The organism is Arcticibacterium sp. (assembly GCF_055134445.1).
In genome coordinates this window covers 1-26,004 of sequence record NZ_JBSRVI010000091.1, presented here as the reverse complement: position 1 = coordinate 26,004, position 26,004 = coordinate 1, and the positions used below count along the sequence as shown (strand labels likewise).

Below are 26,004 nucleotides of genomic sequence, written 5' to 3'. Positions count from 1 at the left end.
TAAATCTGAACTGTATATAGCAGATGATGTAAGTCAGTTTTTACCCTTTCATTTTGAACTGGTTAAGCTATAATAAGCAATAAGGGTATTATTTTTTTCCTTTTTTTATGAGTGTAACCCCGAAAAGGGCTAAAACAACACCTGTAACTAATGAGATAAGTTGAAGTGTTTTTTGATCTTGAAAAATAGTCAGTCCTAGTATAGTAAAAAGTCCACCCAAAGCAGCGGTGGTATTACCTAGTTTACGATTATTGTTTTCTTTTTTCATGTAGCGTTCAGGTTTTATATCTAAAAATAACTATAAAAAGGTTTTCTGAAATGGCGTTTTTTAAATTCTTGTTTTTAAATGAACGTATTCTTGGTCTCTGGAACAAGGGTTAACACCTTTTTACCTAAGAATGCTCTTTTGATTAAATAGTCTTCAGTTATATCTTTTTAAAAGCATATGTTGTCTTTCGTAATATAAAGCCTTATTAAAGAAAATTTGAGGTCACCAGGAAGTTTATTTTGTGCTACAGAATTACTGATATGCGTATAAAAGTAGTCTTCGGTGAGGAAGAGAAAATAGTCTAAAGGCGTGTTTTCTGATTGATTGGAAATGGACTGTTCTGCATTTTGTTTGACCAGATTTTCAAGTTCATATTTAATTCCATTTAAGATACTATATATGGTTTTTCTAACCTTTACAAGTTGCCCTTCGGTTAAACCCGGTTTATGAATTGGAGAATCGTAATGAGTTTTAAGGTGGAGTAAATCAGGCATTTAAACGAGATTAGCAGATTACCTGAGCTTTTTGTCGAAGGGTTCTGGTGATTGAGTTTTAATCAGTTTACGCCTGCACTGAGCCTTACGAAGTGAACTGATTTGTGTTACCCTGAGCTTGCGGATGGGAAGCAATATAGCTATGGTCCCGATAAAATCGGGAGATTTTCTAATGCATAAAGCGGGTTAAAGGAAGACAAGCTCACAGAAAGAGTAACATAATCCCCGTTATTCAGGAAATCAATCAGCTGATTCATCTCACCTTTTTCAAAGAGATAAGCTTCTACATTTTGGGAGGGATCTAAAGAGTTACTTAGCTCTTCTATAGGGTTATGAAGTCTAATAATGGAGTCATCTCTATTATCGTTTTTTACCAAATGAAACAAATGAATGTCACAGTCAAAACTCCATACGTTAAAGAGTAAAGTTTTCATAGAAATCTCAGATGATTTAGAAAAGTCGGTATTGAAGCCAATTTTTACCGTTTCTTTTATTCCTACTCGTTTAGCTGCATTTTGGGGTATGGGTTCACACCTTTTTTAAGGTTTGATATGATTGTATCGTCCACGTAACTTCTGTAAAGCGTGAAATTCCATCTGATACCGTCTATATTATTATTCATAATGTTTAGCATGAAATTTTCGCCGTAATCATGCTTAAAAACAACAAAGGCGTCTATGTTGTCCTTTTCAATTAATGTTTTTAGATTTTCAATACATTGGCTTTTATCATGATTTGCTATCGTGATATCTAAATTAGGCATTATTTTTTTGACCTTTTCATGTGTTTCATTAAAGGCCTTTATATCTAGCAATTCATCGGACAAGATAATTATAGTAATCTTTGCAAAAAGGAATTTATAGTATTCTTCAAACAGGTTGGTTATATGGAGATTATCTAGATTCTTTATATCTAGCAGTATGGTAGTCCTGTTTTCTATTTTGACTTTATGGTTTGCCGGAATTAACGTGAGATCTTTGTTGACTTGCTTTGTTAGCTGAGTAATAAAAGAGTTACATTTTTCGGAGGTTTTAAAAGGCATACCACTAGCAATGATATGATACTTCCCATTATTGAGGTTATTTATCATTTCTTGGCATTCATTTTTTCTGAACAGTCGATTTTGGATATCTTGACCCTCACTGGCCTCGAGCTTCACTTCCTCCGTAAGAAGATTTAGTTTTGACAAGGCCGTATCTTCATCTTCATCTTCTAAATAATGGAGAAGATGAATGTTACAATTGAAGTTCCAAGTGTTAAATAGTATACTTTCCAGCGATGCTCTAGACAGCTCAGAAAAGTCTGTACAAAAAGCAATATTTATAGAATCTGACATGGTTTTTATAACCTTTTTTTAGCGACAAATTGAAAGTTGCTTCGCTCTAAAAGAGCTGAGAATTTAAGTCTGAATAAACTTAAATTGTAACACTAGATTATGATACTATTTAACTTAGTAATCAAATATTTACGGTCAGTGTTTTAGTTATTAGATGAAGCAGCATTAAACGAATTATATTACAAAGATATAGCATAACTGGCTTGTAGACAATGAATTTACATGCAGTATATGGATAACAGTTTTTTTTGAAGAGAAATTTTTGAATCCATTTTATGGGTTAAATTGCTTATTTCCGTATCTTGAATTATTTAGCGGATACATGTTAAATTTGCTTTTTTTTGAATAAAAATCTTTAAAATGTGCAATTAATACCTCTTTTGAAAACGAAAACAGAAAGCTTAACGTATTTCAGGTATAAGAAATGGTGCGTGTTGAATGTTCCTTTGCCAGTTTACTGTTCTGTTTTTGGAATCGTTTACCCCGAAATAGGTGGCGATTTTAGGAAAGCAGACTGGCAGAAAAATCCTTTAAAGAAAGTTTCTGAAAATCTGGATGATTTGAAATAGCATGACCCAATATTTCAGGAGTGACATGAAGTCTCATGAATGAAAAAGGAACGGCATTCTCCTTAAGACTTGTGTTAATACCGTTGTTTACTAATTGGTCGGTGCTATCGTCTTGAGAATAAATCAAAAAGTCTATTTTGTTTTCGCTTATTTCCTTCTGTAAACCTGCAATGCGGTTCTGATGAAGTAGGTTGATGACATCAAAATTTAGGCGTGGTAGCGTATCAGAAATGAATAGATGAGCCTCATCCATCTCCTTAGGTGACAGCGGAGTTTCTGAAATAATAATGAACTTTATTTTGGCATAATTGAATAAGAAGTATTCGTGATATTTTTTAATGGCAAATAGGTTGATAAGGTTGTTTATGTCCAAAGTCATTATCCCCCTGTTTTCTATTTTAACTTGGTGGCTTTGCGTTACAAAATTAGCATCTGTATGAAGCTTATCGTATAAGTCATGACTCAAGGTTCTGAAGCCATTACGAAAGCTAACGGTAGGCATCGGTAAATAAGTCAAGAAGTAATGCTCCTGATTGATAAACTCAATCATCTTATGGTCTTCATTTTCATAGAAGATTTTGATCGAGACTGTTACTCTATCTTCCATGGAGTTTTCTATTTCTCTTTTCAATGTTTCTAAAGATTCAAAGGCTTTAGAATCATGATTGCTTTTCAGAATATGTATGAGATCTAACTGGAAATCAAAACTCCATATATTAAACATAAGGGTTTCAAATGCGACTTTTGCACCCTCTGAAAAATCGGTAAAATAAGCTAGTTTAACTGTGTGATTCATGCTGGATTTATAAAATTAAGTTATGCAAGTTACGGGTTATAACGCCTTATGGTTTTCATTAATTGCGGGATTTTATAGATTAAAGTGAAGAATTGGTAGATATGTGACTTTTAAGCTTACTGCTTTAGTGCGTCTATAGGTACTTAGCCTTAGGTTTCGGTTCTGAAATGGTTAGTTGCAAACGTTTGTAAAGAAAATTGTGGAAAATATTTAAAAACGTACCCAATACCTGTTGGTTTTGATTTGAAAAGAGAGGAAATCTAGGTGATTGTCGAAAAAAACAGCCAAGGGGTATAAGATTAAAGACTTGTTCATGATTAATCTCACATATTTGTGCATCATCTAATTAATAAAAATTCTATATGAAAAAATATTCGTTTATCCTTTTGCTTGTACTTAGTACATTTTTAGTAAAAGCCCAAACTTGGAATATTGACAAATCTCATTCAGGTGTAAGCTTCGAGATTACACACTTGATGCTGTCTGATGTCAGTGGTAAGTTTAAAACTTATGATGTTAAGTTTACATCTGCCAAAGAAGATTTTTCTGATGCGGTCTTTGAGTTTAGTGCCGATGTGGCAAGCATAGACACAGATAATGAAAGGAGAGATGGACACCTTCAAGGTGAGGAGTTTTTTGATGTCGCCAAAAATCCTAAGGTAATTTTTAAAAGCACCTCTTTTAAGCATGTTTCGGGTAAGAAGTATACCATGACGGGTAACTTAACCATGAAAGGTAAGACTGCTCCTGTTACACTTGCTGTTACTGTTAACGGACCTGTTGTTAATTCCAAAAGTCAGAAACAGATGATTGGCTTGAAGGCTAGCGGTGAGGTTGACCGTACGGTTTACGGAATAGGTGACAGACCTGCTTCAGCCTTGAGTCATGAAATTCAAATAGTGGCTGCAGGTGAGTTTACGAAGGACTAAAACCCCTGTAATTTTTATACGAGAAGGTCGGAGTCTTTAGAAACTTCGACCTTTTTTTTGTCAAAATCTAAATACATAATATGGTTAGGATTAGTATGTGACGGTGAAATTTGGAAGTCGTATTTGCCCGCTATCTGAAAGCCAATTTTAGAATAAAAGTTAATGGCCTTAGCGTTTTCCACCCATACCGCCAACCAGATACCAGCTTGTTCGTTATTTTGGGCGTAGCTGAGATTAAAATCAATGAGTTTCGAACCTAAGTTTTTACCTTGAAATGCTTTGCTCAAATATATTCTATCTAATGTGGCTGTGTTTTGTGGTTCTAAGTTAACGTTAGGATTGTCAAGTTTTAATTTAGAAAACCCAGCAGGCTCCTGATGATGGTAAATGATATGGTAGATGTTGCTTATCTCTAGTAATTCGGCTTGTAGTGCATCTTCCGTATAATTTCTGCTGATATATTGGTCAATGTCTTCTTTTGAAGCACTATGACCGTGAGCACCTATCCAAGCTGTCTTGCCAATTTCTAAAATAGTAGAAGCATGCTCCACTGTGGCTCTAATTATTGACGTCATAAAATGGTTTCAAAATATTTTAAAGGCCGATACTAAAACAATTCCGCTAGAAAAGAAAAGCAGCAAGTAGGTTTCCCTATTTGCTTCCAATTTAATAGTAAGAATGTTTCATTTATAAATGATAGATTTCCCGTCTTTTGAGTAGTCTTGGAGCCAGGTTTTGGGGTTCTCCTAGTTGGTTTTAAGTTCACCTTTATGGCTAGCTTTAACGCCTTTTTTGTATGACTTTGGGGCATGATAAAATCATAATCCTTCTTGTTCTCATTAGGTTAAAACGTACTTTGTATGGCCCACGTCCTAAATTAATTTATGGATACTTAAAAGCCAAAATTAAGGATATGGTATTGCGAAAAGCTTAAGCTTTCAGTAGTCAATGAACCTATAACTGCCTTCGCAGATGCACTTTCTCTTCATTCCAATAAATTTTGTATTTGAGAGGCATCTCTGGCTAAGGTTAGCAAATAATCGTTTTTTACATAATCCAGTTTTTTTGTATTTGCTTCCCTTCCTAAGAAATTGATTTGGTCAGTTTTATGGAAATACATAAAAAAACAGGCTCCCCAAAGAGAGCCTGTTTACATAAAGCGTTAAAACCAAGGCTAAACCTTAGGCTCCCATCCTTTCTCATATTCTCTTCCCCAAAGTTTCATAGCTTCTACACTTTTCGGCTTGCCGTTACTAGTGTCTATATGGAGCGTTTCGCCAGTTTTCTGAGCCATGTTTCCTAAATGACATAGTAGGGTACTTTTCACCGCTTCATCTATTGGAGAATTAAGCGGAGTTCCTTTTTGAATAGCATCCACAAAGTTTTGCATGTGGTAGTTATCCAGTCCAGTAATTCCTAAGGTATCTACAGACGAACTACTGTTTCGCTCATTTTCTATTTGGATAACTCTATTGGCCTTATCATATAAGATATAGCCACCACGGTCTACCACTGCAGTACCTTGTGTTCCATATATCCAAGTTCCTCTTCCGCCTGGTCTGCCATGTACATCCATGCCATTACAGCTTTTACCTTCCCAGCTTATCATTTTATTGCCATCAAATTCATAAGAGGCGTTTTGGGTATCATAGAATTCCCAATCGTCCTGTTGTGTAAATCGACCGCCGGACGAACTAACTTTAGTAGGGATATCAACACCTAGGGCATACCTAGCGATATCCATTTCATGTAGTCCATTATTGTTTATTTCTCCTGTTCCCCAATGCCAAAACCAATGCCAATTATAATGTACATAATTATCCATTAGTTCTCTCCTTGGAGCAGGTCCTTGCCATAAGTCCCAATTAAACTCTGCAGGTACCGCCATTTTTTTTCCAGTTCCAATACCCCCTCTATTGCTCTCATACCAAGCTTTAGCATAATATACATCGCCTATGATGCCTTCGCGTAGGTTCTTAACCAAACTGATAGTAGTGGGAGCTGAACGCTGTTGGTTTCCTATTTGTAATATTTTTCCAGTTTTAGCAACGGTGTCTTTCAGCCAATAGCCTTCTTGGGGATTATGACAACACGGTTTTTCGAGGTAAACGTCTTTACCTGCTTGCATAGCCATCATGGCCATAGGTGCATGCCAGTGGTCAGGTGCGGCTATACTCAAAACATCTAAATCCTTATTATCTAAAATTTTTCTGAAATCAGAATAGGTTTTGGCATTTCCTAGAATAGATTTGAATTCAGTTTGTACCCTAGCGAAAGTTCTAGCGTCTGGGTCAATTAAGCCAATCACATTCAAAGATTTACTTAATGACTTGGCCATGGAAAGATGAGCTCTACCTCTACTATTTACACCGGCTGTAGCCATGTTGATTCTGTCATTGGCACCTAAAATTCGAGCGTAACTTTTGGCAGAAAATGCCAAACCAGCCGCTCCTAGGGCAGATGTCTTAATAAATTTTCTTCTTGAATTGAAATTTGATTTCATTTAGATAAGGAATTGGTTGAACTTGAATCAAAAAGTAAGGATTGTATTTCAGTTATGAAAATGTGGGCTCTAATATTTTTTGAAAAAAGCAATTTCAATATCAGAATGGGGTATCTTTATATCAAAGAGCCATTCTGCATCATATATGTGCAATCAATTGTACACGCTGATAAGATATGATAGAGCAGAATGAATTACGTCTTTTATCTATTTCTTAATCTTCAAGATATCAAAATAAGTCCAAAATGCGTAGTATTGGCGTTTGAACAAAATTAACCCGATGAAAAAATACGTTTTAAGAGTCTCCATGTTTGTTTTTGCGGCCTTGCTAGTGTGGTCTTGCATGAAAGTAGCCAATAAACCAGGTGGATTGATTTCTAAATTTGCAGATAGCGAAAATGCCGCACTTACTGCTCGAATTGAAGGTAACACGCCTATAACCCTCGCAGAAGGACTTAAGATTAGTTTATGGGCTACAGATTCTTTAGCTCCAGATCCTATTGCCATGTCTATTGACGATCAAAATAGAATTTATTTAACAAGAACCAATCGTCAGAAAAATTCAGAGTTTGACATTAGGGGCCACCGCGATTGGATGACGGAGTCTATCAGTCTTCAATCTGTAGAGGATAGGAGAGCATTTTTACGTAGAATTTTTTCTGCCGAAAACTCTAAGGAGAATGAGTGGTTAAAAGATTTAAACGAAGACGGTGTTCACGATTGGCGTGATTTAACTGTTGAAAAAGATGAAATCTGGCGATTAGAAGATACAGATGGAGATGGCAGAGCAGATGTTTCTACACAGGTTTTAAGCGATTTCCATGAAGAAATTACGGATGTGGCAGGAGCTGTTTTAATTAGAAGAAATGATGCATTTATTGGTATTGGTCCAGATTTATGGAGAATAGAGGATACCAATAAAGATGGCCTTTACGACAAGAAAACGTCTATTGCCACAGGTTTTAATATACATATTGGTTTTGGAGGTCATGGCATGTCGGGTTTGATAGAAGGGCCAGATGGTAAAATTTATTGGGGTATTGGTGACCCTGGTTTAAGCATGACAGACCAAACAGGCAAAAAGCATCATTTCCCTAACCAAGGTGTGATAGTTCGTTGTAACGCTGACGGCTCAGATTTTGAGGTGTTTTCTCACGGTCATAGAAATACGCATGAATTTGTTTTTGACGAATATGGTAACATCATAAGCTCAGATAACGATGGTGATCATCGTGGAGAGTCTGAGAGACTTGTTCATATAGTAGAAGGGAGTGACTCAGGCTGGAGAATAAACTGGCAGTTTGGAAAATATACAGATGATAAAAACAACGGTTACAAAGTCTGGATGGACGAAGAAATGTATAAGCCGAGATGGGAAGGTCAGGCTGCTTATTTCTTGCCTCCAATTAGAAATTACCATAACGGGCCTACAGGAATGCAGTTTAACCCAGGTACAGCTTTGGGATCAAACTGGTTGAATAAGTTTTTCTTGGTAGAGTTTACAGGTTCTCCTTCTAGAGCACACATTTGGTCTTTTGACTTAAAGCAAAAAGGTGCCAGTTTTGATTTTAACTCAGAAGTTGATATGGTGGCGGGTGTATTGGCCACAGGCATAAGGTTTGGAACAGATGGAGCATTATATGCTGCTGACTGGATAAACGGCTGGGATACTAAAAACTACGGTAGAGTTTGGAAAATAGATGTGAAAGAGTCGGATTTAAAAGCAGAAAGATTAGAGACCAAACGTTTGATGACCTTGGATTATGAAGCTCAATCTGCAGACCAGCTTTATAAATTACTCTTTAATAAAGACATGAGAATTCGTCAGAAAGCTCAGTTTGCTTTAGCCGTAAGTGGAAATTCTGCCACTTTATTAAAAGCAATGGCTCAAAAGGAGTTTCAATTGGCGAGAGTACACGGTTTATGGGGTATGGGTCAAATAGCCGCTAAGAACAAGAAAGTGGCGACTGAAATAATGCCTTACCTGAATGATAATGATGGAGAAATAGTTGCTCAAACGGCCAAGGTGATCGGTGATGTAAGATATAGTGGAGCTTCCGCAAAATTGACGAACTTATTGACCTCTTCAAATCCTAGAGTTCAATTTTATGCCGCTCAAGCTTTAGGAAGAACAGGGGAGAAGTCTGCTGCCGATGATTTAATCAAAATGATTGAAGTCAATAATGATGAAGATAATTATCTGAGACATGCGGCCGTTTTGGCTTTAAGTAGAATTGAAAATAAAGCTCCCGTTTATGCCATGCAAAAAAGTGCTTCTAAAGCAGTGAGAACTGCGGGTGTTTTAGTGCTTAGGAAATGGCAAGACCCTAAAATAGTAGCCTATTTAAACGACAAAGAAGAGTATATCGTAGCAGAAGCTGCAAGAGCCATCAATGACGATTTCTCTATTGAAGCCGCTTTACCTGCCTTGGCTGAACTTATAAATAGACCAAATTTGACTTCTGAAGTTATTCTTAGAAGAGCTATTAACGCTGCTTTAAGAGTAGGAGGCGATAAACAGCTGAACGATGTGCTGGCTTATGCTCAAAATGGCAATGCCCCAGAAGCAATGACGGCAGAAGCACTGGCGGCATTAGGAAATTGGGCAGAGCCATCAGTTTTAGATAGAGTAGATGGCAGATACAGAGGTGCGGTGAAAAGAGATGGTGAGAAAATTAGAAATGTGGTTATACCTAAAATGGAATCATTTTTAAGTTCTGAAGACCCAGTTGTTTTAGCAGCCACGGCTCAGTTACTGAAAGATTTAGGAATTAGAGGTTATAATAATTCTTTAGCCGCCATTTATGATAAAACGAATTCAAGCGATGTGAAGTCTGGTGTTTTATCGGCTTTAGCTTCTTTGAAATATCCACAGATCGGTGATTTTGTCAATAAAGCACTAGCAGATAAAGACAGAAACGTAAGAACTACGGCCTTGGGAATGCTTAACGAGGTGAATATCTCTGCCGATTTATTACCAGAAATGGTAAATTCAGTTTTAGAGAAAGGTAGCCAAAGAGAGCAACAGCAGCTTTTACAAAGTTTAGGTACCATGCCGTTGGCAAAAACAGAAGTTGTTTTTGGCCAATTATTAGATAAACTAAAGTCGAATAAGATTGACAACGCGGTTAAGTTAGATTTGTCGGAGGCTATAGAAAAGAGTGGTTCTACAGCATTGATAGCCAAACTTAATGTGGTGATGCCTAAAGGCAATTTGCTGGAAGAATACAGTGGTGTGTTAACTGGTGGAAATCGTGCTGAAGGCGGAAGATATTTCAATAATAACTCCACTGGACAGTGTATTAGATGCCATGTGGTAAACGATGCAGGAGGCACGGTAGGGCCAGACCTGAGCAGTATTGGTAAAACGCTAAGCCGTGAGCAAATTGTAGAGTCTTTGGTAGACCCAAGTGCTAGATTATCTCCTGGTTTTGGAACCGTATATTTGACGCTTAAGGATGGTCAAGAGGTCGTAGGTATTTTGGCAGAAGAAAGAGCCGATGAATTAATTATTACCACGGGTGATGCAGAGCCACTTGAAATTCCAATTTCAAGAATAGCGAAGAGAGAAAATATGCCGTCTGGTATGCCTCCAATGGGCAGTATCATGAGCAAAAGAGAAATGAGAGATGTTGTAGAGTTTTTAGCGAACTTAAGAAGATAAGTTTAGCTTTTTTCTTTCAATCAAAATCCGTATTTCAGATGGTGAGTCTGAGATGCGGATTTTTTTTTAGAAGTAAAGCCATAAGATCCGTGTCAATTCCATGAAATCCCTTTCTGCCGATTTCTCCGCAGTTAGGAGGACAGGCAGGAGTGTTCTATTCAGGAGGAAAAATTAATCAAAATTATACATCTCCTTTACTTTCTTTTTTACCCTAATAAGTCTGATTAAGCCTAAGATTAAAATCAAAGGAAATAGTCCAATAAAAGCCCATCCTAGCTCCCGTATATCAGTGAAGTAATCTAGTTTTAGAAAAGTAAGCCCAGTAACTAGAAAGACAAAAGAAGTTCTGAAATAAGCTAGAAAAGTACGTTCGTTAGCCAAATGAGTTCTTTCAATAGCCAATTTGTCGCGAAGTATAAGTTCTAATTTTTCTTGCATGACGTGAATATAATGTTCTCGGATAAAAATGTGTTAAGCTTGGATGTCTTTCCCGTATTTTCGGAAGAATTATTTTCTTAGTATTGTGATTGTATAATACGTTTAACCCTAGACTTAATTAAATTTCTGTAAATGAAAAATGTATCATTCGTATTTCTTCTTTTTTTAGGTTTTAGCCTTAGCCTTTCGGCTCAAAATATGCCTAAAATTACGATAGAAGGAAACAAATTTATAAAAGAAGGCCAGCCATTTGTATTTCGAGGATTAAATATTTCCGATCCCTATAATCTAGATAATAAAGGGCACTGGGATAAGCGACTTTTTGAAGAACTGGTGTCCTGGGGTGCCAATGTTGTTCGTTTTCCAGTTCATCCTAAATCATGGAGGGCTAAAGGACAGGAAGGCTATTTAAAACTTTTGGATGAGGGCATTGCCCTAGCCCAACAGCATGGTCTTTACGTGATTATAGACTGGCATAGTATTGGGAATTTAAGAACGGAGATGTATCAAGCAGATATGTATGAAACCACCAGAAAGGAGACTTTTGAGTTTTGGAGAATTATAGCAGATAGATATAAAAATAACACTGCTGTAGCCTTTTATGAGATTTTTAACGAGCCCACCACCATACAAGGGAAATTAGGAAACTGCACATGGGCAGAGTGGAAGGATCTGAATGAAGAGATTTTTGGTCTCATTAGAGCCAATGGCGGAACAGGCATTCCTTTAGTAGCAGGATTTAATTGGGCTTACGATTTGACAAACGTGAAGTCGAATCCCATAAATGCCGTAAACATAGCTTATGTAGCCCATCCTTATCCACAGAAAAGAGCCAAACCGTGGGAAGTGCAGTGGGAGAATGACTGGGGTTTTGTGGCCAAGACCTACCCATTAATTTTAACAGAAATTGGATTCTCTTTAGCGGAAGAGCAAGGAGCTCATATTCCAGTAATTTCTGATGAAACTTATGGTGATGCTATTACCAAATATACGGCGGAAAGAGGCATTTCTTATGTGGTTTGGGTTTTTGATGCCAACTGGGCACCACGTATGTTTAAAGATTGGGAAACCTTTGAACCTACCACACAGGGGGCTTATTTTAAAGCGGCATTAAGAAGGCAGAATGGTTTAGAATGAGTCTTAGATGCTTGTTGGTTTTTATATATAAGTATAAATATTTTAAAGACAAGATTTCCAGATTTACGTTTTGAATCTGGGCTATGAGGCAATGGATCTTAGTTGACTTTATCCACTGTCTTTTTATTCTTGTAGAAGAAAAACCTTCTTTGCAGCCCTGTGGCATGGCTTAAGGGTATAACTTTGATAATGAAACATCAGACATCAAATCCCAATTAATATGTCACATTCGCATCACCACCACAGTCATTCTCATAGCCATACAGATGGCACCGAAAATATATCAACCGCTTTTTGGTTGAATTTATCCTTCACCGTCATCGAAATTATAGGCGGAATATTTACAAACTCTGTGGCTATTCTTTCTGATGCCCTGCATGATTTGGGCGATAGTCTGTCACTAGGGCTGGCTTGGTATTTTCAGAAAAAGTCAAATAAGGGAAGAAATAAAACTTATACGTATGGGTATAAGCGTTTTTCATTGGTTGGTGCCTTGGTGAATTCCATCGTGCTGGTCATTGGTTCTGTTTTTATGCTGACCGAGGCCATTCCACGCCTCATGAATCCTGAAAGCTCTAATGCTCAAGGGATGATAGTTTTAGCCATTTTTGGTATCATTGTAAATGGGGCCGCTGTTTTCAAACTAAAGAAAGGGTCCTCTTTAAATGAGCGAGCTGTAATGCTTCATCTTATGGAGGATGTTTTAGGCTGGGTGGCCGTATTGATTGGGGGTATTTTGATGTACTTCTTCAAATGGGAAATCATTGACCCGCTTTTGTCTGTTGGCATCACGGGCTATGTATTGTTTAATGTTTACGGAAATCTAAAAGGAGTTTTTAGGGTGATTTTACAGGGTACACCCGAAAACTTTGAAATGGATGATCTCAAACCCAAACTCAAAGCCATTGATGGTGTTTTAGATATTCATGATGTACACGTTTGGTCTATGGATGGCGAGTTTAATGTTATGACGGTGCATACGGTGGTCAAAGAAAATGTCAATCGTTCGGCTGTAAAAAAGGCCATAAGGCAGAAACTGCAACACATGGAGGTGGAGCATGTAACCATAGAGATGGAAACAGAAAACGAAGACTGCGGCATGGAGGACTGCTGTGGGTCATAAATCCGAAATCACCGTAATTTACTTAACGCAATATTTATAGCTCAGAGGAGCGGAATGTTTATAGCATAGTCACTTAATAAGAAGGCGTATGTTTGGCAATATTTTGAACCGTGGGCTGAGTTTGCGGTAGTTATGCCAAAATCATAACAAAGGTTTCTTAAATACTACATTAAAGTAAGTTGGCGTTATTTTGACGAGGATTTTACCTTTGTTCTTATTATTATACTTAACCCATGAAAACGCTCATAACTACTTTTCTAATCATATTAATATTAGGCTGCAAAGCTGATGAAGACCTACCAGAGGGGATTTTAGATGGTGAGCTCTATTTTCCGTCGGGAGCAGTTTGGGACACGGTAGACAAGTCCCTTTTGGGTATTACAGACAAAGAGTTGGACGGCTTGAAGACCTTTCTGGAAACCAATAATACAAGGGCATTCCTGATATTGAAAGATGGGAAAATTGTGATGGAAGAATATTTTGGGAAGGATTTATTGAAAGTTAGCGATTTTAATCAAGAAAGTATATGGTACTGGGCATCGGCTGGAAAAACGTTGACTGCCTTTACCGTGGGTTTGGCTCAAGAGCGGGGTTTATTGAATATTGAGGATAAAACTTCTAAATACTTGGGTGAAAAATGGACCAGTTTGCCTTTAGAAAAGGAGAACTTAATTACGGTCAAAAATCAGCTCAGTATGACCTCTGGTTTAGATATGAGTGTGGCAGATTCCCATTGTTTTGAGCCTTCTTGTTTGCAATATGCCGCAGATGCAGGTACCAGATGGGACTATCATAATGGCTCATATACCTCACTGCATGAGGTGCTGGCCAGTGCTAGTGGTAAAAGTTTCGAGGCCTTCTTTGAGGAAAGTTTAAGAGATAAAATAGGTATGAATGGCGTGTGGCGATTTATCGGAAACGACCATGTGTATTTATCTACCCCTCGCTCATTTGCCAGATTTGGTTTATTGGTGCTGAATAAGGGAAACTGGGACGGTGAAATTATAATGTCAGATAAAACCTTCTTTGAAGAAATGGTCAATACTTCACAAAACCTGAATGAGTCTTATGGCTATTTGTGGTGGTTAAATGGAAAGTCTACGGCAATGGTACCGGGTTTACAGACTGTTTTCAAAACCATGCTTACGCCAAGTGCTCCGCACGATATGATAGCAGCGATGGGTAAAAATGGACAGATTTTAAATGTTATTCCTTCCGAGAATCTCATTGTGATTAGAATGGGAGATGCTTCAAGTGACCAAATAGGACTAACCTTCCAAAACGATTTATGGAAGGAATTGAATGCCATTTTAGATTGAGTTAATGCTATCAAATTTGCAATTAGGTTGTTAGTATTAAGTAATACGTCTAATTTGAGTATTTAAATTCAACTGGAATGAAAAGATACTTTTTAGGACTTTTATTTTCTTGTTTTGTGGCATCTGGTGTGGCTCAAAATCAAGCTAATATCACTTATGGAATAACGCCAGAGCGAGAACTAAAATTAGATGTTTATCTGCCGAAAGGCGTTGATATGCCTATTTTGGTGGTTTGGGTCCACGGCGGAGCTTGGCACTCAGGAAGTAAAGAAAACCCTCCCTTAGATTTATTGAAAAGAGGCTATGCCTTAGCCAGTATAGATTATCGTTTAAGTGTAGAAGCACCTTTTCCAGCAATGCTTTTTGATATCAAAGCGGCTGTCAGATTTTTACGAGGCAATGCTGAAAAATATGGTTATCAAAAAGATAAAATCATTATTTGGGGTGCTTCAGCTGGCGGGCATTTAGTGGCTTTGTCAGGCTTGACCAACGGGCTTAAGAACTTAGAAGGTAACATTGGCGATTATTTAGACGAAAGCTCGGATGTCAATCTGACTATAGACTTTTTTGGTCCTACCAATTTTAAAACTATTCTGAGTCAGTCTACACCGCATGGCGTTAGTGTAAGAGCACCTGCCTTAGCTGTTTTATTAGGAAAACCGGTGGAGATGACGCCAGAATTGGCGGAACTGGCAAGTCCAGTATTTCATGTAGATGCTACAGATCCACCCTTGTTTATAGCTCACGGAAATCAAGATACTCAGGTGCCCATCAATCAGTCGATTGAGCTTTGGCAAAAGCTAAAAGAGCATGGTGTAGCTACACAATTTGAGATTTTAGGGTATATGGGACACGGTGGAGTCGATTTTTCAAGCGATGAGTTTATGGATAAGGTGGTGAGTTTTATAGAGGAGAACCTCTAAATAGATGATGAATAAAATGACTTTTAAAGAAATAGTAGAAGCACGCAGGTCTATCAGGAAATTTGATACCGAACATGCTTTTAAGCATGAAACGGTGAAGGAAGCCTTGCGATTAGCTCTGCTTTCACCAAACTCTTCAAATTTGCAAACTTGGGAGTTTTACAGGGTGAAATCAGGGGATAAACTCAAACTTCTTTCAGAGGCCTGCCTTAACCAAGGGGCTGCAAGAACAGCTTCTGAGATGGTAGTTTTTGTGAGTAGGCATGACCTGTGGAAAAAGCGAGCCAACTGGAACGCACAGCAGATTAAGAACAAAATAGGGGAGCGGACAGAGCTGACCAAGCGAGAAAAAAGGGGGATTCATTATTACGAAAGCATGATGAAACTTTTCTATGATAATTCGCTTTGGCCACTTAATTCTATTTTAAGGCAACTGGTATTAGCATGGCGAGTGGTAAACGGAAAACCTATGATGCGTTTCACGAGAAGAAATGACAGCAAGGTGGTTTCTAATAAATCGTTGGCGATAGCGGCTCAAACCTTTATGTTAGCCATGAAAGACCAAGAATACGACACCTGCCCCATGGAAGGTTTTGACTCGGTTTGGGTACGCAAAATGTTGAATTTACCAAAGTCGGCCGACGTCAGTATTATAGTAGCCTGCGGCAAAGGACTGCCAGAAGGAGTAACCAGTGAAAGGCTTAGGCTGCCTTATGATGAGGTCGTATTTGAAGTGTAAAAATTAGACCATGGAGGTTTTATACGCCATGGTCTAATTGAAATTAAGAACGCAAATTCGAAATAACCTATACCCCAGCGGGGTTTAAAGTGAATAGAAAACCTTGAAAAGAGATAAGGCTGTATTATTTGGCGGAATTTTGGCCGATAAAAGCCAAAATTGTGACAAATGTTTTGACTGAAATGCTGTTACCAATTATCTCTATAGATTTGCATTGAACTCACATTAAATTACTGATTTTACTAAGCCGCCTTCCACTCTAATGGCAGCACCATTGGTGGCGGAAGCCAATTCGCTAACATAATAAGCTACAGTATCTGCTACTTCTTCAACCGCCGCAAAACGCTGGATGAGCGAAGTAGGACGGTCTTTTTTAAAGAAACCTTTTTCAACCTCGTCTACAGTTGTTTTACTTTCAGTAGCTAGTTTTTCTAAAAACTCTTCTACACCTTTTGACTTGGTAGGGCCAGGTAAAATAGAATTCACGGTTACCTTAGTGCCTTTGGTCAATTCCGCTAATCCACGGCAAACGGCCAACTGTGCCGTTTTAGTCATGCCATAATGAATCATTTCTTCCGGAATGAATACGGCAGATTCACTAGAAATAAAGATGATTCTTCCCCAGTTATTCTTGAGCATTTGAGGGAAAACATGACGAGAAAGCCTAATGCCACTCATTACATTAACCTCAAAAAGCCTATACCAATCTTCGTCAGGAATATCTGTAAACGCCTTAGGTTCAAAGATGCCGGCGTTGTTTATCAGTATGTCAATTTTTGGCAGTTTAGAAATTAAGTTATTAACTTCTTCTACTTTTGAAAAGTCAGCTGCAATACCAGAAACTGTGGCATTTGGATACTCTTTTTTTAGCTCCGCTATAGCCTTTTCAATACTTGCCTCTGACCTTCCATTAATAATAACTTGAGCCCCTTCGTTTAATAATCTTTTAGCAGTGGCAAATCCAATACCTGCTGTAGAGCCACTTATAAAGGCTATTTTATCTTTTATTTTTAAATCCATCCTGTGTTGATTTTGTGATTTTAGAACTAATTCTTCATCAGTTTTATACCATAGGAATGATGTTTTAAGGAAAGTAGTTCCAAGAGGCTTAGGCTTATTGATATATTCTTTTTAAGAATAGTTTTACTCAGGAAAAGTGAGCTGATTGGATACAAAAAAGCTCCATTTAATGATTAAATGGAGCTTAGTATGAAAATCGAAATACGTTATTTTACGGAGCCTGGTTTTCTTCGGTTCGCACCTTCGTTAGATGTTAAGTCGTCTCCTAAATCTGCTCTAGCTTCATCGGCTAAAGTCATCAGTCTTTCTACCACCTCAGGATAGTCTTCTTTTAAATCATAAGATTCTCCTGGGTCTGTATTGAGATTAAACAACTGCATTTCGTAAGGGTGGTCTCTCTTAGGAGAACCCATTTCGCCGTCTTTGCCAAATTTGGTGTTGGTATACGTTAATCCTGGGTGAGGTAGTATTAATTTCCAATTTCCCTCTCTCACACCTTCCAGGTTATTTTTCCCATAATAGTAGTAGAATTGTTTCCTTGGGTTTAGAGAAGTATCCTCGGTTAAGGCTGAAAGAAGGTTAATTCCATCAATTTTTTTCTCAGGAAGCTCTGCTCCTATAGCACTTGCCAAAGTAGGGAAGAGGTCAATGGTACTACTTAGTTTATTGAAAATAGCACCGCCTTCTATCATTTTTGGCCATCTGATTAAACAAGGCACTCGCATTCCGCCCTCAAAACTAACTTGTTTTCCTTCTCTAAATCCTCCAGCAGATCCGGCATGGTTTCCGAAAGTTAACCAAGGTCCATTATCACTAGTGAAAATAACGATGGTGTTTTCATCTAAACCATTTTCTTTTAGACTAGACATGATTTGCCCTACCGACTCATCAATTTCCATCATTAAATCACCAAAAAGACCTTGGTCGCTTTGTCCCAATTTCTCTGTAGGAACCGCAATAGGTACATGTGGCATATTATGAGCTAGGTAGATAAAGAAAGGGTTTTCTTTATTGGCTTTGATATAATCTATGGTACTGTTGGTGTAAGTGGAAACGAGTTCAGCCTGGTCTGCTAAAGTCTTCATTTCTTTCACTTTTTCTGTACCGTCATAAAGATATAAAGGAGGCATTTTATATCTCCAAGTACTGGTATCTGTAGCGGCTTCACCATCAAAACCAACTGGCCACATGTCATTGGAATAGGGCAAGCCCAGATATTTGTCAAAACCATTGTTTAAAGGAGAGAACTCAGGATTGTCTCCTAAATGCCATTTCCCAAACATGGCGGTATTATAACCTACTCCTTTAAACATTTCGGCAAGGGTGGTTTCTTCTTGGTTTAATCCAATAGACGAATTTGGGAAAAGGGCACCCGTAATTCCAACTCTGTTTGGGTAGCAGCCTGTTAAAAGTGCTGCTCTAGAAGCAGAGCAAACGGCTTGAGCAGCCAAGAAATTTGTAAGCCTAATACCTTCCGTTCCAATTCTGTCAATATTGGGAGTGCTAAAGCCTGTGGCACCATAGCTAGATAAATCGCCATAGCCCATGTCATCCATAAAGATTAAGATGACATTCGGTTTTGTGTTTTTTGACTCCTTCGTAGAACAAGATTGCAAAACGCAGAGCGTGGCTAAAACTAAAAATATTTTTCTCATCGTATTCGTTAATTAGTAACCTTCGTTTTGAATCATTTTCTCATTAGAGTCCATCTCTCTTTGCGGTATTGGGAAAAGTTTTTGGTGCTCTTGGGCTGGTTTTCCTCTAGTCAAAGCGTTTGATATAAAGGTTCCGTATCTTATTTGGTCTTCTCTACTTTTACCTTCAAAGAAAAATTCAACAGCTCTTTCTTTTATAAGTGCTTGTCTTAAACTTTCTTTATTTAATGCTGCGAGTTCTAAAGACTTAATACCAGATCTATTTCTTACTTTATTAAGGAGATCAACAGATTCTTGATTGGCACCATTGGATTCATTGAGTGCTTCCGCTCTACTCAGAAGTATGTCGGCATATCTTATTTCCGGAGTATCTAAACCACTTTGAGCACCTGCTTGGTCTGGGTCTAGTTCATATTTATAAGGGATAGATTTGTTATTGCCATAGCCTTTTATCAATTGGCCAGAAACATTGACATACTCCGTTATAAACATTTCTTTTCTTTTGTCGTTTGCCTCAAATGAATCCAAGAAGGCATCAAAGAAAAAAGTATTTGCCGCAAAAATAGTCTGCCCTGGAAGTCTAGGGTAATCTGTAGGTAGCGTTAAAGCAGTAGTTTGGTTACCTGCGACATTCGTTACTGAAGGGTGAACCATTATCATTTCTTTATTTCCTTCATTGGCTATTTGGAATAAGCCTTTGTAGCTAGGAAACAGTTCATAATGATTCAAGTCCATGATTTTTTTGGCTGTTTCTGCAGCTTGAGACCATTTCTTTTGATTCATATACCATTTGGTTAAGATACCCAAAGCGGCACCTTTGGTGGCTCTACCATATTCACTTTGAACTAACGGCAAGTCGTTTGCTGCTTCAATCAAATTCGTTTCTACAAAGCTCTGGAATTCTTCTTCTGAGGCTTTTGGTTTTATTATTTCAGGGTCTGATGCCGAAGTGAACAAAGGACCTGGCCCAAAAAGCTTATAAATACGACTATAGCTAAACGCTCTTAAAAACTTGGCCTCTGCCGTTCTTGTTTTGATAAAATCTGAAGATGCGGTTACATTTTGAATGTTGTCCAAAACTAGGTTTGCATCACGAATTGCATTGTACTTCCTGTTCCATTCGCTGTTCAGAAATAAGTTGTTTGCATCCCAGGTGAAGTTAGAAAGAGGAGCAAGATAAGCATTCACAGTACCTCCTAAGCCCCAACACTCTCCGGTTGTAAAACCTGATAGCGTTAAGGACTCAAAGGGATCGTTGCCACGTGATGAAATGGCACTGGCATAGGCAGAGTTTAAAACTTTATCTATTCCACCGGCGGTAGAAAGTATAATTGAAGGGTCTAATTCCGAGTAAACTTCTTCTTCCAAAATGTCTTCACAAGAATTTAATGAAGTTAAACTGAGGGCACATAAGGCCACCATTATTATCGTTTTTTTCATAATATTATTCTTTACTTTTTTAAGTCAATTAAAAACCAATGTTTGCACCTAACTGAATTGATTTGGCTACTGGATAAGCATTGTAGTCAATTTTCATGTTGTTACGTCCGAATGCCGAAGCTTCAGGATCCCAACCTAGGTAATTGGTGAAAGTGAGCAAGTTTTGACCTGTGAGGTTCAAGTTTATACTTGAGATTTTTCCGTTAGGTTTGATTGGAACGGAATAATTTAATTGCAAAGTTTTCAATCTCAAATAAGAGGCATCTTGAACAGTTAGTGAGTTCACCTTATCGCCACCATAAGAACTTGGCAATACTCCAGATGGCCATTTGGCGTCTGTGTTTTCTGGCGTCCATCTGTCAAGATAAATTTCAGCGATTCTGTTTCTTCTGAAGTTAATAGGATACATGGCCTCTATCACATTCACGTTTATCAGCGATTGTTTAAACGCACCATAGAAGAAAATATCAAGACTCAGGTTTTTGTAAGCAATATTATTACGAAGACCTAAGGTTAGCTTAGGAAACGGATTCCCTAGGATTTTCTGATCGTCAGGTGTTATTTTGCCATCATTATTTAAATCTGTAAAAATAGGATATCCTGGCTTAGAGTTAGGCTGTGCCGAATTGTTAATTTGCTCTTGGTTTTGGAAAATCCCTGTGAGTTCATAACCATAATAAGAGCTGACAGGAGAGCCAGGTTCTATAACACCCGTGTTACCAACATATACAATATTACCAACTCTGATGCTTTCCAAATTACCTAAAGAGGTGACCTCGTTTTTAATAGAAGAGATATTAAACGAAGAAATCCATTTGAAACCATCTTTGTTGATATTGGTAGAATTAACCATAAACTCAACCCCACTGTTTCTCATGGCACCCACATTACTAAGAATAGTGGAGTATCCTGATGAGTTTGGCAGTGGAAGGTTCAAAAGTAAATCTTTGGTGTCTTTTATGAAAAAGTCTAAAGAACCATTAATTCTACTATTAAGCATAGCAAAGTCTAAACCTGCATTATACTGTTCTGCCACTTCCCACTTTAAGTCAGGATTAGCTATTCGAGATGGTCCAATGGCACTTGCAGTAGAATTGTTGAAAACAGCAGCAGTGGCTGGAATCAAAGTAGAAATGGAATTGTAGTTTCCTACATCTTGGTTTCCTGTCTGTCCCCAACTTAAACGAAGTTTTAAATCATCAAAAGTACTGGTCAATATATTGTCTTCGCTCATTCTCCATGCAAAGGCAACTGATGGGAAGTATCCATATTTGTTGTTTGTTCCAAACTTGGAAGAACCATCGGCTCTTATAGATGCGGTAAACAGATATTTGCCATCAATGTTATAGTTTACTCTGCTTAAATAAGAAAGCAGGGTGCTTTCAACAGTATTACTGGAAAGGTTGTCGTTATTGTTATCTCCAAAGTTCAAGTTATTGGTAGATAAATTATCGGATGGGAATCCTTGAATTTCACCAGATAACGAACGCGTTAAGAAATTTTGATAAGTTACACCGGCAAGTACATTTAACGTGTTTTTATTGAGTTGCTTATTGTAATTCATGGTATACTCCCCCAAGAAGTTAGACATGTCAAGCGTAGAAATGTTGGCTATTCCATTGGCTGAGCTACCAAAAATGGTTTTGGTATTATTATAAATGTCTCTACGTACACTGGTTACATCGTTTCCAAGGTTAAGTTTAGCACTTAAATCATTCGTTATTTTATAATCCAATACTAAGTTTCCAAAAGTTCTATTAGACTTGGTGTCAATATCTATCCCTTCCAAAAGAGAAACTGGGTTATTAACCGTGATGTTGGCAGAACGAGTCAAATTACCGTTTTCGTCATACACAGATTCTGTTGGGTCATAAGCCAATGACGAGTTAATAGGACCACTTCTTTCATTATTATGAATACCATCTGAGTTTGACTGGTCTTTAATCGTGGTCGTATTCAAGTTAAGTGATACGCTTAGTTTGTCAGTGATTTCTTGGTCTAGATTTAACCTTGTTCCAAACCTTCCCATACCAGAATTCTTAACTGTACCCATCTGATTGAAGTAATTCATAGAAACATAGTAGCCTGTTTTACCAGACTTTCCAGAAATGGAAACATTATGACTATTGATAGGAGCAGGTCTAAAAATCAAACTCTGCCAGTCTGTACCTACGCCAATTTTACTGATTTCATCTGCTGTAAATGCTGGAACACCGTTTATCTCTTGTGAAAGACTGTTGGTGATATCAATGTATTCTTTGGTGTTAAGAACATCCATTCCTTTAGGCTGCAGCTGAATACCCGTTATCATATCGTAATTCACTTTTGGCTTACCGCTTTTACCTTTTTTTGTGGTTATTAATACCACGCCATTAGCACCACGAGCACCATAGATAGCCGTAGAAGAAGCGTCCTTTAAAATCTCAATAGACTCAATGTCATTAGGATTTAGAGAATTTAAAGGGTTTTTAGGATTAAGGTTACCCGTAATACCAGCTGTAATTTCAGTTCCTGTAGCACCTAAGGTGGTAGAGTTGTCAATAGGGAATCCGTCAATCACATATAAGGGCTCATTACTGGCATTGATAGAGGTAGCTCCTCTAATTCTAATAGACATTCCGCCTCCTGGTTCCCCACTAGTTTGAGAAACCTGTACGCCAGAAACTCTACCTTGAATAATTTGGTCTGGGGAAGCATTAGCTCCCTTATTAGCATCTTCTGGTTTTAAAGAAGAAACGGCACCAGTAACATCACTTTTTTTAACCGTAGCATAACCTACCACTATGACTTCATCTAAAAGACTGGTTTCTTCTTTCAGAATAATGTTCATTATAACGTTATTTCCAACAGGAATTTCTTGCTTTATGTAGCCAATGAAGCTTACCACCAAAACATCTCCATCTTCTACGTTACTGAGATTGTAATTTCCGTAAATATCTGTGGAGGCACCATTTGTAGTTCCTTTGATAACCACAGTGGCTCCAATTACAGGCTCACCAGATTCGTCTTTTACATTCCCCTTTAGGTTATTTGCCATGGTAAGAATAAGGTCTGTATCAGCAAAATGATCTCTTAATTTTAGCTTGCTGGTACTCTTGCTAATAGGTTTTAAAACCACTTTTTTCCCTGATATAATATAAGTGATATCCAGTGGAACGAAGAGCTTGTTAAAGACGGTTTGGAGCTCCGTGTTCTGTAAGTTTAAGGTTACTTTTCTGTTGGAATTTATAAGTCCAGAACTGTAAATAAAATTTACAATAGACTTATCTTCAATTTGTTTAAGTACATTTTCAATAGGTTCTTGAACAGCATTAATGCTTACTTTTTGTTCAAGGATATTCTGAGTATATCCGTCACTGGCGAAAGACATACTGAAAAAAGCTGCTGAAAGAATAAGCTGACTTATTGTTATTCGCATTAATTTTTCAAATAATCTACGAGGTCGTAGTATTTTATTCATAATTTTAAAATGTTTATGTTAAGATATTTTTAGCAAAAACCTCCGTTTCACTCTGAAAGGCCAATTTCTAGTTACGGAGCGTATAATTTTGGGGTATAATATGCCCCAAAATTTACTATGAGGAGTTATTCTTCATCTTATTTTGGTTTAGGGTTGACAGCCATTAGACTTTATGGTTATTACTTCATTTGATATTTTGTATTCGGCATTTAAGGCAAAGCATATAAGTCTCACTTTCTCTAGTAGGGGCTCATCTGAAAGCAATGCTGTAAGTTTACAATGTGCCATTTCTTCTTTATTATAATTTATCTCTACGCTATAAACGTCTTCTAGTTTTTTAAGAACTTCTATGGCAGGTGTATTCTCAAAATTGAACTTGACGGTCTGAATAGGCATATCTAGTTTTTTAGGAATGACAGCCGTTGGGAGCGTTAGTTTATACGATTTACGCTGAAATGATATAGTTTCATTTGGCTTTAGAATTAGGCCATCCAACTTTTTCATTTCCATCTTCTTCGCCTTGTTTTTGTCTTTTTGAGTGAAAACTTCAACAAGTCCCGTTTTAACGGTTATGTACGTTTCGTTACTTTCTGGAGCAGCGTGGATGGTAAAGCTTGTGCCTAATACCTTGGTGATGATTTCATTGGCAAAAACATAAAAAGGCTTCTCTTTATTCTTTGTTATTTCGAAGAATGCCTCACCAGAGAGAATAACTTCTCTGTTGGCGGTGTTAAATTTTTTAGGAGAGTAGCTGATTTTACTATTTGGCTGGAGTAAAACGGAACTTTCATCCGGTAAACTAACTAAAATGGGATGATTCGTTAGATTCATTTTTTCATAAATCTCGCCAGTTTCTTTTTGCGAATCTTTGATGAGGTTATTATACGAAACCTTGTTACTTCTGAAGTCGAACTGGTTCATTAGAAAAATGGAAACAATAAAAAGTGATGCTGCAGCCGCCAAAAAAAGCATGGCTTTAGGGTTCCAAGACTTTAGTTTGACAATTTTTACCGTTTGATTTTCAGAGATGTTCTTTATATCATGTAAAACTTTATTAAAAGCCTCATCTGCTTGTGTTACCACTTGAGGATGTGAAGATTCCCATTCGTCTAAATATTCAAAATAAACCTCTTGGTTATTGGCATCATGCAGCCATTCCTCAATGAGTTTATTTTGAAGAGAGGTGGTTTTTCCGTCAAAGAAGTCGAAGAATATATTTTTTGTAAGTGATGAATTCATTTGTTTTTTTTCTATTAGACAATTAGCATCTTTAAAACCCCACATTTATGCGGAAAGAATAAGCTATGCCGTCCATTCTGATTTTAGTTCTTCTTTAAGTTTAGTTAGTGCTCTACTAATAAGTCGCTCCACAGCACTTATAGTAATGTCTAACTCTATGGCTATTTCTGAGTACTTTTTACCTTCTAATCTATGTAACTGAAATGCCTTTCTAGATTGTTTGGGTAGTTTTTGAATGACCCTGTCAATCTTAATAGTGAGCTCCTGTAGTTGGAGAATTTCATCTGGTTTTAGCAGCGAGCTCTGGGTGTTGGCAATTGGAATGTTCTCTAAGGAATCAGGTTCTCTTGCCGTTTTATTCAGCTCGTGTTTGATATAATTAAAGGCTCTGTTTCTTACGGAGGTGTATAAATAAGAGCGATATGATGTTTTTATGTCTAAGTAAATTTCCTTTTGCCAGAATTGAGTGAAAATTTCAGCAACAATGTCTTCAGCCACTTGTTTGGCGTATACGAACCTTATGGCCTGATTACACAAGTTTTGATAATACTTGCGGAATAGTAGTTCAAAACCCTTTGTAGGAGATTTTAAGAATTCCTGTTGGATAAGATATTCGTCCGAAAATATTTTCACAGCATTACGCTCCCCTTCGAAAAGAGTAATCTTTCGATTTCGCTCCGATTGGTTTTGATTAGTATTTTCCTGATGGTTGGATAACATGTAAAATATTTTTGTACTTAAGTAAGACAAAATTTGACTATTCGACCCCACGTTATTTTGAATTATTTTCCAAAATAGTTAATCGTTCATCTCTGGATTTATTCTTAATCATTGAAAGCCAGTATGATATATTTAAGATTTATTTTTAAAGTAAATCTATTTTATTCAAAAGAACAGGTAGGGTACTTTGAGAGGTCAGTAGGGGAAGATAAGGAATTTAAGCTTGAAAAGA

Annotated in this window: 21 protein-coding genes; 7 read left to right on the top strand and 14 right to left on the bottom strand. The window is 37.4% G+C overall.

The window, feature by feature from the left end; translation table 11 throughout:
- Positions 1–88 precede the first annotated feature (88 nt).
- The 5 genes from ACTBZY_RS12210 to ACTBZY_RS12190 form a co-directional block, all read right to left on the bottom strand.
- The gene (locus ACTBZY_RS12210) at positions 89–268 is read right to left on the bottom strand and encodes a hypothetical protein (protein ID WP_463046626.1); all 180 of its coding nucleotides are present in this window, start codon (positions 266–268) and stop codon (positions 89–91) included.
- Between the two features lie 167 nt (positions 269–435).
- Complete coding sequence (locus tag ACTBZY_RS12205; protein ID WP_463046625.1) at positions 436–762, bottom strand: hypothetical protein; 327 nt, start codon at positions 760–762, stop codon at positions 436–438.
- Between the two features lie 140 nt (positions 763–902).
- On the bottom strand, positions 903–1,196 hold the full coding sequence (locus ACTBZY_RS12200) for a hypothetical protein (RefSeq protein ID WP_463046624.1): 294 nt from the start codon (positions 1,194–1,196) through the stop codon (positions 903–905).
- Between the two features lie 62 nt (positions 1,197–1,258).
- Positions 1,259–2,098 (bottom strand): hypothetical protein, encoded by an 840-nt coding sequence (locus ACTBZY_RS12195; RefSeq protein WP_463046623.1) that lies wholly within the window; start codon positions 2,096–2,098, stop codon positions 1,259–1,261.
- Between the two features lie 501 nt (positions 2,099–2,599).
- Positions 2,600–3,463, bottom strand: a complete 864-nt coding sequence (locus ACTBZY_RS12190) for a hypothetical protein (protein ID WP_463046622.1) — start codon at positions 3,461–3,463, stop codon at positions 2,600–2,602.
- 362 nt (positions 3,464–3,825) lie between these two features.
- On the opposite strand from ACTBZY_RS12190, the gene ACTBZY_RS12185 reads away from it, so the two are divergent.
- Entirely contained in the window at positions 3,826–4,392 is a 567-nt protein-coding gene (locus ACTBZY_RS12185) for a YceI family protein (RefSeq protein WP_463046621.1), read from the top strand.
- 14 nt (positions 4,393–4,406) lie between these two features.
- Here the strand turns inward: ACTBZY_RS12185 and ACTBZY_RS12180 are convergent, their stop codons facing one another.
- Positions 4,407–4,967: a GNAT family N-acetyltransferase gene (locus ACTBZY_RS12180; protein ID WP_463046620.1), complete on the bottom strand. Its 561-nt coding sequence runs from the start codon at positions 4,965–4,967 to the stop codon at positions 4,407–4,409.
- 599 nt (positions 4,968–5,566) lie between these two features.
- Positions 5,567–6,895, bottom strand: coding sequence for a Gfo/Idh/MocA family protein (locus ACTBZY_RS12175; protein WP_463046619.1), 1,329 nt, complete (start codon positions 6,893–6,895; stop codon positions 5,567–5,569).
- A gap of 280 nt (positions 6,896–7,175) precedes the next feature.
- Here ACTBZY_RS12175 and ACTBZY_RS12170 point away from each other — a divergent pair, with 280 nt between their 5' ends.
- A complete protein-coding gene (locus ACTBZY_RS12170) occupies positions 7,176–10,559 on the top strand; it encodes a DUF7133 domain-containing protein (protein ID WP_463046618.1) in 3,384 nt (1,127 codons plus the stop codon).
- Between the two features lie 171 nt (positions 10,560–10,730).
- On the opposite strand, the gene ACTBZY_RS12165 is transcribed toward ACTBZY_RS12170, so the two are convergent.
- Positions 10,731–10,997 carry a DUF202 domain-containing protein gene (locus ACTBZY_RS12165; RefSeq protein WP_463046617.1) on the bottom strand — a complete coding sequence of 89 codons (267 nt, stop codon included), beginning with the start codon at positions 10,995–10,997 and terminating at the stop codon, positions 10,731–10,733.
- A gap of 132 nt (positions 10,998–11,129) precedes the next feature.
- On the opposite strand from ACTBZY_RS12165, the gene ACTBZY_RS12160 reads away from it, so the two are divergent.
- From ACTBZY_RS12160 to ACTBZY_RS12140, 5 genes are all read left to right on the top strand, one after another.
- Positions 11,130–12,134 carry a glycoside hydrolase family 5 protein gene (locus ACTBZY_RS12160; RefSeq protein WP_463046616.1) on the top strand — a complete coding sequence of 335 codons (1,005 nt, stop codon included), beginning with the start codon at positions 11,130–11,132 and terminating at the stop codon, positions 12,132–12,134.
- Positions 12,135–12,354: 220 nt separating this feature from the next.
- Positions 12,355–13,257 carry a cation diffusion facilitator family transporter gene (locus tag ACTBZY_RS12155; RefSeq protein WP_463046615.1) on the top strand — a complete coding sequence of 301 codons (903 nt, stop codon included), beginning with the start codon at positions 12,355–12,357 and terminating at the stop codon, positions 13,255–13,257.
- Positions 13,258–13,490: 233 nt separating this feature from the next.
- On the top strand, positions 13,491–14,576 hold the full coding sequence (locus ACTBZY_RS12150) for a serine hydrolase domain-containing protein (RefSeq protein WP_463046614.1): 1,086 nt from the start codon (positions 13,491–13,493) through the stop codon (positions 14,574–14,576).
- A gap of 77 nt (positions 14,577–14,653) precedes the next feature.
- Entirely contained in the window at positions 14,654–15,499 is an 846-nt protein-coding gene (locus tag ACTBZY_RS12145) for an alpha/beta hydrolase fold domain-containing protein (RefSeq protein WP_463046613.1), read from the top strand.
- Positions 15,500–15,503: 4 nt separating this feature from the next.
- On the top strand, positions 15,504–16,238 hold the full coding sequence (locus ACTBZY_RS12140; RefSeq protein ID WP_463046612.1) for a nitroreductase family protein: 735 nt from the start codon (positions 15,504–15,506) through the stop codon (positions 16,236–16,238).
- 225 nt (positions 16,239–16,463) lie between these two features.
- On the opposite strand, the gene ACTBZY_RS12135 is transcribed toward ACTBZY_RS12140, so the two are convergent.
- The 6 genes from ACTBZY_RS12135 to ACTBZY_RS12110 all read right to left on the bottom strand — a co-directional run bounded on the left by ACTBZY_RS12135 (position 16,464) and on the right by ACTBZY_RS12110 (position 25,772).
- Complete coding sequence (locus ACTBZY_RS12135; RefSeq protein ID WP_463046611.1) at positions 16,464–17,258, bottom strand: SDR family NAD(P)-dependent oxidoreductase; 795 nt, start codon at positions 17,256–17,258, stop codon at positions 16,464–16,466.
- Positions 17,259–17,464: 206 nt separating this feature from the next.
- Entirely contained in the window at positions 17,465–18,913 is a 1,449-nt protein-coding gene (locus ACTBZY_RS12130) for a sulfatase family protein (RefSeq protein WP_463046610.1), read from the bottom strand.
- Positions 18,914–18,925: 12 nt separating this feature from the next.
- The gene (locus ACTBZY_RS12125; protein ID WP_463046609.1) at positions 18,926–20,353 is read right to left on the bottom strand and encodes a RagB/SusD family nutrient uptake outer membrane protein; all 1,428 of its coding nucleotides are present in this window, start codon (positions 20,351–20,353) and stop codon (positions 18,926–18,928) included.
- Positions 20,354–20,381: 28 nt separating this feature from the next.
- Positions 20,382–23,813 carry a TonB-dependent receptor gene (locus ACTBZY_RS12120; RefSeq protein ID WP_463046608.1) on the bottom strand — a complete coding sequence of 1,144 codons (3,432 nt, stop codon included), beginning with the start codon at positions 23,811–23,813 and terminating at the stop codon, positions 20,382–20,384.
- Between the two features lie 147 nt (positions 23,814–23,960).
- Positions 23,961–25,052, bottom strand: a complete 1,092-nt coding sequence (locus tag ACTBZY_RS12115) for a FecR family protein (RefSeq protein WP_463046607.1) — start codon at positions 25,050–25,052, stop codon at positions 23,961–23,963.
- Positions 25,053–25,115: 63 nt separating this feature from the next.
- Positions 25,116–25,772, bottom strand: coding sequence for an RNA polymerase sigma-70 factor (locus ACTBZY_RS12110; RefSeq protein ID WP_463046606.1), 657 nt, complete (start codon positions 25,770–25,772; stop codon positions 25,116–25,118).
- Positions 25,773–26,004 lie beyond the last annotated feature (232 nt).

Bases quoted from the DNA above. Each gene is read 5' to 3' on its own strand.
- ACTBZY_RS12190 (WP_463046622.1), bottom strand. From the start codon at position 3,463: ATGAATCACACAGTTAAACTAGCTTATTTTACCGATTTTTCAGAGGGT.
- ACTBZY_RS12155 (WP_463046615.1), top strand. From the start codon at position 12,355: ATGTCACATTCGCATCACCACCACAGTCATTCTCATAGCCATACAGAT.
- ACTBZY_RS12170 (WP_463046618.1), top strand. From the start codon at position 7,176: ATGAAAAAATACGTTTTAAGAGTCTCCATGTTTGTTTTTGCGGCCTTG.
- ACTBZY_RS12160 (WP_463046616.1), top strand. From the start codon at position 11,130: ATGAAAAATGTATCATTCGTATTTCTTCTTTTTTTAGGTTTTAGCCTT.
- ACTBZY_RS12185 (WP_463046621.1), top strand. From the start codon at position 3,826: ATGAAAAAATATTCGTTTATCCTTTTGCTTGTACTTAGTACATTTTTA.
- ACTBZY_RS12195 (WP_463046623.1), bottom strand. From the start codon at position 2,098: ATGTCAGATTCTATAAATATTGCTTTTTGTACAGACTTTTCTGAGCTG.
- ACTBZY_RS12165 (WP_463046617.1), bottom strand. From the start codon at position 10,997: ATGCAAGAAAAATTAGAACTTATACTTCGCGACAAATTGGCTATTGAA.
- ACTBZY_RS12140 (WP_463046612.1), top strand. From the start codon at position 15,504: ATGATGAATAAAATGACTTTTAAAGAAATAGTAGAAGCACGCAGGTCT.
- ACTBZY_RS12180 (WP_463046620.1), bottom strand. From the start codon at position 4,967: ATGACGTCAATAATTAGAGCCACAGTGGAGCATGCTTCTACTATTTTA.
- ACTBZY_RS12200 (WP_463046624.1), bottom strand. From the start codon at position 1,196: ATGAAAACTTTACTCTTTAACGTATGGAGTTTTGACTGTGACATTCAT.
- ACTBZY_RS12175 (WP_463046619.1), bottom strand. From the start codon at position 6,895: ATGAAATCAAATTTCAATTCAAGAAGAAAATTTATTAAGACATCTGCC.
- ACTBZY_RS12130 (WP_463046610.1), bottom strand. From the start codon at position 18,913: ATGAGAAAAATATTTTTAGTTTTAGCCACGCTCTGCGTTTTGCAATCT.
- ACTBZY_RS12145 (WP_463046613.1), top strand. From the start codon at position 14,654: ATGAAAAGATACTTTTTAGGACTTTTATTTTCTTGTTTTGTGGCATCT.
- ACTBZY_RS12120 (WP_463046608.1), bottom strand. From the start codon at position 23,813: ATGAATAAAATACTACGACCTCGTAGATTATTTGAAAAATTAATGCGA.
- ACTBZY_RS12205 (WP_463046625.1), bottom strand. From the start codon at position 762: ATGCCTGATTTACTCCACCTTAAAACTCATTACGATTCTCCAATTCAT.
- ACTBZY_RS12210 (WP_463046626.1), bottom strand. From the start codon at position 268: ATGAAAAAAGAAAACAATAATCGTAAACTAGGTAATACCACCGCTGCT.
- ACTBZY_RS12125 (WP_463046609.1), bottom strand. From the start codon at position 20,353: ATGAAAAAAACGATAATAATGGTGGCCTTATGTGCCCTCAGTTTAACT.
- ACTBZY_RS12150 (WP_463046614.1), top strand. From the start codon at position 13,491: ATGAAAACGCTCATAACTACTTTTCTAATCATATTAATATTAGGCTGC.
- ACTBZY_RS12115 (WP_463046607.1), bottom strand. From the start codon at position 25,052: ATGAATTCATCACTTACAAAAAATATATTCTTCGACTTCTTTGACGGA.
- ACTBZY_RS12135 (WP_463046611.1), bottom strand. From the start codon at position 17,258: ATGGATTTAAAAATAAAAGATAAAATAGCCTTTATAAGTGGCTCTACA.
- ACTBZY_RS12110 (WP_463046606.1), bottom strand. From the start codon at position 25,772: ATGTTATCCAACCATCAGGAAAATACTAATCAAAACCAATCGGAGCGA.